The organism is Gilliamella sp. wkB18 (genome assembly GCF_001690875.1).
GTDB classification, from domain to species: Bacteria; Pseudomonadota; Gammaproteobacteria; order Enterobacterales; family Orbaceae; genus Gilliamella; species Gilliamella apicola_A.
Genome location: NZ_LZHM01000059.1, coordinates 1 through 3,772, shown reverse-complemented (window position 1 = coordinate 3,772; position 3,772 = coordinate 1). Strand labels below are relative to the sequence as shown.

Genomic DNA, 3,772 nt, shown 5'->3' with positions numbered 1-3,772 from the left:
GATAGGGCATTTACTGGTGAAATATGAAAGTGAATGGTATGCAGATGAAGGGTTAAGCAAATGGAACGAAGTTGATGAGCTATTTGAAGAGGAAAAGCAACAACAAAAAGCGCTTATTGAAGCGGGATTAGATAAACTTGGCATCACCGAGCCTTATCAGCGAGATTTTGCCATGAAAAAAGTGGACGAAGCGCATGAACATGTCAAAAGCAACTGGCAACTAGAAAAAGAAGAGCGCATCAAACCCTCACTGTGGTGGAAAAAAGTGGCGCAAGCTCAAACTCAAAACTCAACCGCAAACACAGAAGCCAATACGCCTAAACTATCCAATCTATCCGCAGACGGCAAGGCGTGGTTTATTCATCCGGTGGCGATGATAGATTATTTTAATGTTATTAAAACTAGAACAACATTTGATGAAAAATATATCCCAGAAGATAATGAGGTTTATATAAATGTCATTGTACCTTCGCACCGTGGATTAGAGGGGCCTTTAATTGTATTTGATAGAAGTGAAATTTATTTTAAAACTCATGCACTTTGTCTTGGGACTAATACGAATCGTACAAAAGCAAGTGGAGATGGCGATACACCTACTGGTAGGACAAAGACAACATATTATCCAAATAGGCATAAAGGTGAATGGAGTTTTGGTAATTATGGATTTATTGAACTAATCGGAGATAGTGGTGAATTTTTAACTGCAACTAAAAATGGACGAGATGGAATAGGCATACATTCTGGGCATACTTCAGGGTATTATAGAAAATCTTTGGAAGATTTAGGTAATCTTATGAACACTCATGGGTGTATTCGGGTTTATAATGAAGCAATGAAAGAGTTAGGGGCTTTGTATACTAGGTTAAAAAGTGAAGGTAAAACAATATATTGTTACATAGAAGATTATGTTGGAGATATAAAAGATGTTTATGAATATTATGGTTTAGCTCCCGATCCTAAAGACACTGTAAGAAAAGGGAGAGTAAAAACACAATGATTCTAAATAAAATCCCCTGTTTTGTTTTTTTTGCTTTTTTTACGTTAATAGTTTCAGCTCAAACTGAAAAAGAAGAGTTAGATCAATTAATGCATATATGGGCAGAAAGAGATTTTGCCGAAGAAGTCAGTATAGTTTCTGACTTTTTGAAAAGCAAAGGTTATAAAATTCCTAGCGAAAAGAGCTTTAAACAAAGAAGTTTAGATTATTTTGGTATTGATGTGGATACAATAACATTTGATTGTCAATATATGATTAGTAAATATGATTATAGCTGTTTTACTAAGAATGGACGTTTTTTACTAACATACACAGAATCATTTCTGATGAGTGAATACAAAGGATTTGATGTTCCGCTTACTCCTAAGCAGGGTTTAGAGTTATTAAATAGCCCTAATAATGAGTATTCTCCTCATCTTATTGCTTATAATAAATTACTTTTTAATGATAATACTGATACTTTTGTAAAAAACTATTTTTTATCAAATCGGAAAAATTCGTTGCAAGAAGTTGTGATTTATTTCAATTATGAAAAAAATAGTTTGTTATATGAGGTCTCATTACCTGTATGGGATGACGATCTGAGAAATATGTGGCATTTCATTTTTTATAACAATTCACAAAAAGGATATCGGAAACGTTTATTAAATGATTTGTATATACAATCGGGAGAACATGTTATTTCAATTTTATTAAAAGATTTGTCCGATAATTGGTATATTTATCCAACAGGAATTCCTATTTCAGAAAATAAAAAAATTACGATTACCTCAGCATCACAAGATAAAGCTTTATTGCATCTGATTAAATTACAAAGTCAGCATCAGAGCGAGGAAACAAGTTTAACCGATAGCCAACGTAAAGCCTACCAATACCTGATTAATTTTTACGAAATAGATAATAAACTTGAATCAAGGCTTAAGGAAAATAATTTTTATAATATGGGGTTAAAAGTATCCGCTGAAGAACAAAAAGTCATTTCGGAAAGTAAAAACACACTAATAGAAAATCACTATATTACGAAATCAAATGATAATTATATTAATTTCCGCAGCCAACCAAATTCTAAAGCACCGATTATAAATAAATTATTAAATGATATAGATCTTATCAAAATTAATGTACAAGGTGAATGGTTATATGTCAAATTAAAGGATTCCCCCTCCATAAAGGGTTATGTTCATCTTAGTCAATTAGAATATAACGATAATAATTGAATGCATGTATCAATAAACATGATTAACTAGGTTAAATAATAATGATTAACAAAATAGGAAAGAAACTTATTATAGTTCTCGCTCTTTTTTCAATAAATGTGTTGGCTGATACAGAATCAGAGTTTGCATCAGCTAATTATTCAGATAAAACTATAAATATGATTTCAAAAATGCTTCAGCAAGAACATTATCAACTAATTAATTTAGAAGAATTTAAACAAAAAATTGATGATTATTTTGGTTCAGATACTGGCCTCAGCAAGAATAAAAATATTTGTCAAACATATACAGGTGAAGATAACTATTATGGCATAACAAATAATGGTAAATTTATTTATTCTTGCTTATTAACGAATTCATTTGCGAATGGAATATTAGATAATTCAAATAATAAATATGTTCAACAGTTAGTTGCTTATAATAAACTACTTTTTAATGATGATGATTCTGCTAAAAAATATATATTAAATCATAAGTATGATTATTTACCTGAAATCGTGATTAACTTTAATTATGAAAATGATGCTTTACTCTATGAAACAGCTGTTGTGAATCCATATATTTCCGACGAGTATAAATGGCATTTTTTATTTTATAATAACGAATTAAAAGGGTACAGAAAGCGTTTTTTAAATGACATGTTATTGGATAAAGCTTATTTTCGTGGTTTATTGATATCTTTATTTGTTAATTGGAATGTTGAACATAAAGACATTGGTATACAAGGGAAAAAGGTAAGAATCCCACAATCTACTAAAGATAAAGTATTAATTCATTTAATTAAATATCGTAGTCAGCTACAAAATAATGGTGAAACTTTAGAACGTAGCCAACACTTAGCCTATCAATACTTGACGGATTTTTTTAACAAAGATAACCAGTTAAAAGAGAGATTAGAGAAGAATGAATATTATAACATGGGTATAACTGTTTTAGAGGATAAAAAAAAAGTAATTTCCTATAGTCATGATGAATTATTGGAAAATCACTATTATACAAAGTCTTCAGAAAAAGTTGTTAACTTATTAAATAAGCCAGATATAAAATCTTCTATTATCATGACACTACCGAATAAAACTGATGTGATCAAGTTATATTCGAAATTTATTGATAGAGAAAAAAAACAAGAATGGTTATATGTTGGTTTAGCTAATGATAGAACTACAACGGGGTATATACATCTTAGCCAATTAGAATTTAAGGATAAACATTTCTAATAAATTGTTGTAGTTATAGGCTAGCGATAGATATTAAAGCAATTTTAGGGGGGATTTCCCCATGACACTGGTCAGGTTTTAAAACGATAGAAGAGAAGGCAACGGTAGGCGAATTATCTGATAAAATCAGCAAAAATAACGTTGCCACCTTAGATTTAGCCGATTACACGCCGGCGATGCGAGAATTACAGCAAATCTTAACCGGCACACTGATATATTCAACCCAACGAAAAAAAGACCTACCGCCACCGACTTTTACGGATAGGGATTTAAAGGAAGGGTTACGCAGAAGTTGGACAGCGGAGCAGATAGGGCATTTACTGGTGAAATATGAAAGTGAA

The 3,772-nt window shown here is 31.0% G+C and carries 3 protein-coding genes; all 3 read left to right on the top strand.

Annotated elements, in window-relative coordinates; genetic code table 11:
- A partial coding sequence (locus A9G48_RS06425) for a L,D-transpeptidase (protein WP_218057830.1) occupies positions 1-997 on the top strand: 997 nt, incomplete at its 5' end.
- Positions 994-2,214 carry an SH3 domain-containing protein gene (locus tag A9G48_RS06420; protein WP_034948641.1) on the top strand — a complete coding sequence of 407 codons (1,221 nt, stop codon included), beginning with the start codon at positions 994-996 and terminating at the stop codon, positions 2,212-2,214. The genes A9G48_RS06425 and A9G48_RS06420, both read left to right, overlap by 4 nt.
- Before the next feature lie 41 nt (positions 2,215-2,255).
- Positions 2,256-3,431: a hypothetical protein gene (locus A9G48_RS06415; protein WP_034948638.1), complete on the top strand. Its 1,176-nt coding sequence runs from the start codon at positions 2,256-2,258 to the stop codon at positions 3,429-3,431.
- The last annotated feature ends 341 nt before the right edge of the window (positions 3,432-3,772 follow it).

Excerpts from the sequence above, each read along its gene's own strand:
- A9G48_RS06420 (WP_034948641.1), top strand. The coding sequence starts at position 994 with ATGATTCTAAATAAAATCCCCTGTTTTGTTTTTTTTGCTTTTTTTACG.
- A9G48_RS06415 (WP_034948638.1), top strand. The coding sequence starts at position 2,256 with ATGATTAACAAAATAGGAAAGAAACTTATTATAGTTCTCGCTCTTTTT.